5 protein-coding genes are annotated in these 7,245 nt (G+C 66.2%); 3 read left to right on the top strand and 2 right to left on the bottom strand.

Translation table 11 applies throughout. The features are described 5' to 3' along the window. Positions 1 to 2,618, bottom strand: a 2,618-nt coding sequence (locus WAN71_RS05270) for an ATP-binding protein (RefSeq protein ID WP_422224321.1), incomplete at its 3' end; no start/stop codon positions are given. A gap of 255 nt (positions 2,619 to 2,873) precedes the next feature. Between WAN71_RS05270 and WAN71_RS05265 the strand changes: the two genes are divergently transcribed. Continuing rightward, complete coding sequence (locus WAN71_RS05265) at positions 2,874 to 3,593, top strand: LpqN/LpqT family lipoprotein (protein WP_422224320.1); 720 nt, start codon at positions 2,874 to 2,876, stop codon at positions 3,591 to 3,593. A 69-nt stretch (positions 3,594 to 3,662) separates the two neighbouring features. Beyond that, complete coding sequence (locus tag WAN71_RS05260) at positions 3,663 to 5,618, top strand: aconitate hydratase (protein WP_422224319.1); 1,956 nt, start codon at positions 3,663 to 3,665, stop codon at positions 5,616 to 5,618. Positions 5,619 to 5,701: 83 nt separating this feature from the next. On the opposite strand, the gene WAN71_RS05255 is transcribed toward WAN71_RS05260, so the two are convergent. Continuing rightward, the gene (locus WAN71_RS05255) at positions 5,702 to 6,199 is read right to left on the bottom strand and encodes a DUF2231 domain-containing protein (protein WP_422224318.1); all 498 of its coding nucleotides are present in this window, start codon (positions 6,197 to 6,199) and stop codon (positions 5,702 to 5,704) included. 41 nt (positions 6,200 to 6,240) lie between these two features. Here WAN71_RS05255 and fmt point away from each other — a divergent pair, with 41 nt between their 5' ends. Then, complete coding sequence (gene fmt, locus WAN71_RS05250) at positions 6,241 to 7,182, top strand: methionyl-tRNA formyltransferase (RefSeq protein WP_422224317.1); 942 nt, start codon at positions 6,241 to 6,243, stop codon at positions 7,180 to 7,182. Positions 7,183 to 7,245 lie beyond the last annotated feature (63 nt).

The following is a 7,245-nucleotide window of genomic DNA, read 5'->3' as shown; positions in this document are numbered from 1 at the left end:
GCCGCGACCAGATCCCCGGCGGCAAGCGCGGCTTCCGCACTGAGGACTCGATGCAGCCCCGTTGCCTGGGGCACGGCGTTCGCAAGTGGCCGGCCCGCCTCGGTCGCGTCCTGCGCTGTCGTAGCATCGCCGGCGGCCAGGGCCGCAACAGCGAACACGTGGTAGGCGGCGACCGCTTTAAGCCCGCCCAGCTCGGCAGTGGCCTCGACGGCCGCATCGGCGGCGGCCCGGGCCACCGCGTAGTCACCCTGGTGCGCCAGCGCGATGCCGAGGCCCACGAGGCTATCCACCCTCCAGATCTCATCGTGAGCTGCCTCGGCCTCGTCGGCCACCGCGCCGAATTGTGCTACCGCTCCGGCCAGATCGCCCCGATAGAGCTGTGCGATTCCGATGTACCAGCGGCACCGGCGCGCGTCGAACCGGTCACCGATCGCGTTCGCGAGATCGCGTCCCTCCTCGGCGGCCGCGCGCGCCGCGATCGGGTCATGCGCCGCGAGTGCCGCGACGACTTGGGCGACGAGGATCTGGGTGAGCCTCCACCTGTCGCCCAAATCCCGGGCCAGGCCGATCGCCTCGGCCAAGTACGGGCCGGCCGCCTTTGCGTCGAAGTAGGCGGCGATATAGCCGCATGCGGTGAGCGCCCGGACCAGCAGGACCGGGTCATCCACCTCGCGGGCGATCGCCAGGGCTTGCTGAGCCTGATCCGGGCTGTCGGTGCCGCCCACCCATAGGCCGAGTGTGGCCCTATCGGCGAGCGCCCGCGCCCGCACCGCAGGCGTCACCCCAGGGTGGTGCGCGTCGAGGTCGGTGAGGGCGGCGTCGAACCAGGCCAGCCCTTCCCGGAGGCGGCCGCGCGCTTGCCACAGCGGCTGCAGCGCCGACGCCAGCGCCAATGCCAGGTCGAGGTCGGAGTTTTCTCGGCTCCACGCGAACGCGGCGCGCAGGTTGTCGATCTCGATGTTGGCCTGTTCGATCTGCTTCTCATAATCACCGCCGGCCGGCGCGTCGAGCCGCGCCGCCATCGCCGTGTAGTGGTCACGGTGGCGTGCGCGCACGCTGTCCGCCTCGCCTGACTCGCCGAGCTTTTCCAGCGCGTATTGGCGCACCGTCTCCAGCAGGCGATAGCGGGTTCGACCCCCGCTGTCGTCGGCGACCACCAGTGACTTGTCCACCAGCAGCGCGAGTTGATCGAGCACTTGATAACGCTCTACATCGCCACCCCCACATACGCTTTGGGCTCCGTCGAGGTCGAAGCCGCCGAGGAAGGCGGCCAGCCGGCGAAAGAGCACTCGCTCGGGTTCGGTCAACAGCGCATGCGACCAATCCACCGAGGCGCGCAATGTCTGCTGGCGGCGCACCGCGGTGCGCGCACCACCGGTCAACAGGCGGAATCGGTCATGCAAGCTGTCCACGATCTCGGTCAGCGACAACGCCCGCACCCTTGCTGCCGCCAATTCGATCGCCAGCGGCACTCCGTCGAGGCGCCGACAGATCTCGGTCACCGTCGCGGCATTGTCGTCGGAGACGACGAAATCCGGTCGAGCACGGCAGGCCCGGTCGGTGAATAGTTCGATGGCTTTGTCGGCCAATGGCAGTGACGGCACCCGCCAGCTCAGTTCACCGGCCACGCCGATCGGCTCGCGGCTGGTCGTCAACAGCGTCAACCCTGCAGCGGCGCCAAGCAGCGCGACTACCACCTCCGCGCTCGCGTCCAGCAGGTGCTCGCAGTTGTCCAGTACCACCAGCATCTGCCGATCGGCGACAAACCGGGTCAACGTAGCCATGGTGGAGCGGCCGGGCTGGTCGGGCAGGCCCAGGGCGCGGGACACCGCGATCGGGACAACCTCGGGATCGGTGATCGGCGCCAGATCCACATACCAGACCCCGTCGGTGAACTCGTTGGCGACCTGGCCCGCGATCTGGATTGCCAACCGGGTTTTGCCTACTCCGCCGGCGCCGGTCAATGTCACCAGTCGGTTATCGGCCACCAGATCCCGCACCTGGGCGATATCCGCGTCACGGCCCACAAAGCTGGTCAACTGCACTGGAAGACGTTGTGCAACAACAGCTTTAGGTTCGCGCAGCGGCGGGAAGTCGTTCACCAGATCCGAGTGGCATAACTGCGTCACCCGCTCGGGGCGGGGCAGGTCGCGCAGCGGGTGAGTGCCCATATCCGTCAGCCACGCAGCGTCGGGAAGCCGGTCCAGCACTAGCGCTTCGGTGACGCCCGACAGCAGGGTCTGGCCACCGTGGCCCAGGTCGCGCAGTCGGGCGGTGCGGTTGATGGTCGGGCCGGCGTAGTTGCCTTCATCGCGCAGCTGGATCTCGCCGGTATGCACCCCGATCCGCAACCGGATCGGGGCCAGCGGGGCGCGCTGTAACTCCAACGCGCAGCCGACCGCGTCGGAGGCGCGGGCGAAGGCCGCCACGAAGCTGTCACCCTCACCCTGTTCGACAGGCCGTACGCCACCGTGTTCGGCGATAGTCGCCGACACCACCTGATTCAGGCGCGCGATCGCCGCGGTCATCTCGTCGGGTTGGGTTTCCCACAGCCGCGTGGAGCCCTCGACGTCAGCCAACAGCAACGTCACGGTGCCCGTCGGCAACAGCCCGCTCACGCCTAGTTCGCTCCAGTCCACCAGGGGCGTATCCGCGCGTCGATCGATCTCGCTCATGCTAGCCAGCATGCGGCCACTGAAACCGCAAAACATCAGCACAAACGCGTAGATCGCGCCAGATCGAGGTCGGAAGTTACCGACCACCGCCCAGCAAGAAGGCGTCGCGGAGAAATGCCCTGGGTTAATGCCCAATCCGGGCTATGCTCCGCCGACTATCTCGTCCACCCGCGCAGCCTGATCGGCAGGAGCTATTCCATGAAGCGAACAGCAGAAATCAACGGTGTGGCGATCGCCATCGTGGCTTTAGGTATTGGCTTGGTCGGATGTGGTTCCACCTCGGGCAGTAATAATGCGTCGAATAAGACCTCAACCACGACAACCATCGGCAAAGCAACCACAACAACTACCGCTAAAACGCAAGCAAAAGTCGCGCCGCGCACCATGGCCCCGGGTCCTAACCCAACTATCGCCAGCTATATCCAGCAGAACGGCATCACCGATACTCCGGTCCACCGCGGTGATCCCGGCGCGCCGGCCATTAACCTGCCAGTTCCCGACGGCTGGGCCGACGCCGGCCCCGAGACCCCGGCCACGGCCTACTGGGCCATCGTCGACAACGGGCCAGAGGCTGCTAAATACACACCCAGTATCGTGGCGACGGTATCCAAGCTCGTCGGTAATGTCGACCAGCAAAAGCTTCTCGACCTCGCTCCGGGCGAACTCAAAAACCTCTCTGGGTTTAAGCCCATGGGCGACGGTTCTACTTCCACCCTCTCCGGTTTTCCCGCCTACCAGTTCGGCGGCACCTGGGTGCAAGATGGCCAGACAAAAGCGGTCGCGCAGAAAACTGTCGTGATCGCGGCGGGCGACGCCGTCTACCTGCTGCGGCTCAACGCCGATTGCCTCGAAGACCAGATCGGCCAGGCGCTACCCGCGACGATCACCATCGACGAACAGGCGAAGATCACCGCATAGAAATCTGCCGCTGATTGAGGGCAGAGGCGGCACGCATGGCTGCGGGCCGCGCGGGGTACGCATTGGGCTATGCCCCTCACTGTCGCTCACAAGCTGATCGAGTCACACCTGGAATCCGGCGAGATGACACCGGGCGACGAGATCGCGATCCGCATCGATCAGACGCTGACTCAGGACGCGACCGGCACGCTGGTGATGCAGGAGCTGGAGGCACTCGGACTCGACCGCGCCCGCACCGAGGTGAGCGTTCAGTACGTCGACCACAACCTGTTGCAGACCGACGAGAAGAACGCCGAGGATCACGAATACCTGCGCACTGCCGCGCAACGATTCGGTCTGTGGTTCTCCAAGCCTGGCAACGGGGTCTCACATCCAACGCACATGCAGCGTTTCGGGATTCCCGGCAAGACGATGGTCGGCTCGGATTCGCACACCCCGGCTGCCGGTTCGCTGGGCATGCTGGCGATCGGGGTGGGCGGGTTGGAGGTCGCACTGGCCATCTCCGGGCAACCGCTGCACATCCGCATGCCGGAGGTGTGGGGCGTGCGCCTGGAAGGTGAACTGCCGGAATGGTGTTCAGCCAAGGACGTCATCCTCGAAATGCTGCGCCGTCACGACGTCAAGGGCGGGGTGAACCGGATCATTGAGTACTACGGGCCGGGGCTGACCAGCCTGACCGCAATGGACCGTCATGTGATCGCCAACATGGGAGCCGAACTCGGCGCCACCACAACGGTTTTCCCGAGCGACGAGGCGGTCCGCGACTTCCTGCGCTCCGAAGACCGCGAGGACGACTGGGTGGAACTGCTCGCTGACGACGGCGCCGACTACGACGTCGACGAGACCATCGACCTCTCGAAGATCGAGCCGCTGATCGCCAAGCCGTCCTCGCCGGGAAACGTCGTCCCGGTGTCCGAGGTGGCCGGCGAGGAGATCGCCCAGGCGGTAATCGGATCGAGCGCCAACCCAGGGCTTCGCGATTTCGCGATTGCGGCCGCGATGGTGGCGGGTCGCCAGACATGCCCGGGCGTCAGCTTCGACATCAACCCGACGTCGCGGGAGATCCTGGCCGATCTGCTGAAGATGGGCGCGGTGACCGATCTCGTGGTCGGCGGCGCACGCATTCATCAAGCCGGATGTATGGGCTGCATCGGCATGGGCCAGGCACCGGCCACCGGTCGCAACTCGCTGCGCACGATGCCGCGCAACTTCCCCGGCCGGTCTGGGACCAAAGAGGATTCGGTGTGGCTGTGTTCGCCGGAAACCGCTGCCGCTTCGGCGTTGACGGGTGTGATCACCGATCCCCGCGAGTGGGCGCGCGACGTGAAAATGGACTATCCGAAACTCGAGGTGCCCGAACACAGCTCGGTCAACACCGCGATGTTGGTACCACCGTTGGACGCTGACAAGGCGCAGCAAGTCGAGCCGGTGAAGGGGCCCAACGTGTCCAGCCTGCCCGAGCTTTCGCCGCTGCCCGACGAAATCGAGGCGCCGGTGCTGCTCAAGGTCGGCGACAACATCTCCACCGATGAGATCTCGCCGGCCGGTGCGCGGGCGCTACCGTTTCGCTCCAACATTCCCAAGCTCGCGATGTTCAGCTTCACCCAGATCGACGAGTCGTATCCCGAGCGGGCGCACGAGGCCGGCGAAGCCGGTCACATCATCGTCGGTGGCGAGAACTACGGGCAGGGCTCTTCACGTGAGCACGCCGCGATCGCGCCGCGTTACCTGGGGCTGCGGGTGGTCATCGCCAAGTCGTTCGCTCGCATCCACTGGCAGAACCTGGCCAACTTCGGCGTGTTGGCGCTCGAGTTCGACAACGCCGACGACTACGAGTCCATCGACCAGGACGACACGCTGCGCATCGCCAAGCTTCGCGACACGCTGGCCGACAACGACACGTTGCAGGTCGACAACCTCACCAAGGATTCGTCTTTCACGGTGCGGCATCGTCTTTCGCCGCGGCAAGTCAAGGATGTGTTGGCCGGCGGATTGATCCCACGCCTTGCGGAAGATGACCAATAACGGGGAAAGCGGAAGCTGCGGCCGATATCGAGAAAAGCCTCGGCATCTACGACCTGGGCCAGTTCACCCCGACTTGATAAGCACTACGGCTTGTCCGACTTGGTCAGTTCGTTAGCCCACACCGACCGCGCGCCGGAGTCGCCGATGCGGACCACCTGCACGATCGAGCCGGCGCCCACCGCGATCGCGAGGACCGCAACCACCACGTTGGTCATCATCCCTGGTTTGGCGGATCGGCTTTCACGCCAGTGCACCAGCGCCAATACGATGCCTACGACAAGCATCGCGATCGAAAAGTAAATCATCCAGCCGCCGCGGTCGGCGTGGGTGTTCAAGATATCGCTATGATGCCGTTCCCGGTCGTACAGCCATTCGCCTGCATTCGTGGTGATCGGCGTGAGCGCGGTGGTCACAACGGCGAAGGCAAGCATCAGCCAGACAAGGCGCCGCCGCGCCGCCGGCCAAAGCGCGCACAGAATTTCCAGCAGCGCCGTCAACGGCGCCAACACCACCATGGCGTGCACGAGCAACACGTGGGCGGGAAGCCCAGCGATTGTGGTCAACGTCAAGGCATACTCCACTAGATCGGTCAGTTGCTGCGACTACTTCCTACACTGTGCCCGTGCGCCTCCTCTTCGCCGGTACCCCCGAACCCGCGCTGCCAGCGCTGCGCCGTCTCATCGACTCGCCGCGCCACGAGGTGGTCGCGGTGCTGACCCGGCCCGACGCCGCCGCCGGACGCAGGGGCAAACCGGAGCCGTCGCCGGTGGCCCGTCTCGCGTTGGAGCGGGGCATCCCGGTGTTGCGACCGCGGCGGCCCAACACCGCCGAGTTCGTCGCTGAGTTGTCAGAGTTGGCGCCCGACTGCTGCCCGGTGGTGGCCTACGGAGCGCTGCTCCGCGACGAGTTGCTCGCGGTGCCGGCACACGGCTGGGTCAACCTGCACTTCTCGCTGCTGCCCGCCTGGCGGGGGGCGGCCCCGGTGCAGGCCGCGATTGCCGCGGGCGACACCGTCACAGGCGCCACGACGTTCCAGATCGAATCGGGCCTGGACTCCGGGCCGGTATACGGGGTGGTCACCGAGGCGGTACGGCCGACCGACACCGCGGGGGATCTGCTTGAGCGGCTGGCGATTTCGGGTGCGGCGCTGCTGTCAACCACCCTGGACGGTATCGCCGACGGGACGCTGACACCGGTGCCACAACCGGTCGACGGGGTCAGCATCGCGCCCAAGGTCACGGTCGAGCAGGCTCGGGTGCGTTGGGACCTGCCGGCCCAAGTCGTCGAGCGGCGAATCCGCGCCGTCACGCCAAATCCTGGCGCGTGGACGCTGATCGGTGACCTGCGGGTCAAGCTCGGGCCGGTGCAAGTCGATGCCGACGTGTCGAGCATTCTAAAGTCGTTGTCACCCGGCGATATTCAGGTCGACCGCCATAGCGTGCGGATCGGCACCGCGTCCGAGCCGGTGCGGCTGGGCCAAGTCCAGGCGCCGGGCAAGAAGTTGATGAACGCCGTCGACTGGGCTCGCGGGGCCCGCCTAGACTCGGCGGCGAAAGCGTCATGACTTCACACGAGAACACGCCGCGACGCGGCCGACCGCCGGCACGGTCGTCGCAGCGTCCCAGGC

This window comes from Mycobacterium sp., assembly GCF_049280035.1.
Lineage (GTDB): Bacteria > Actinomycetota > Actinomycetes > Mycobacteriales > Mycobacteriaceae > Mycobacterium.
Note: the sequence above shows the minus strand (reverse complement) of the source record. Positions and strands in the feature narration are given on the sequence as shown.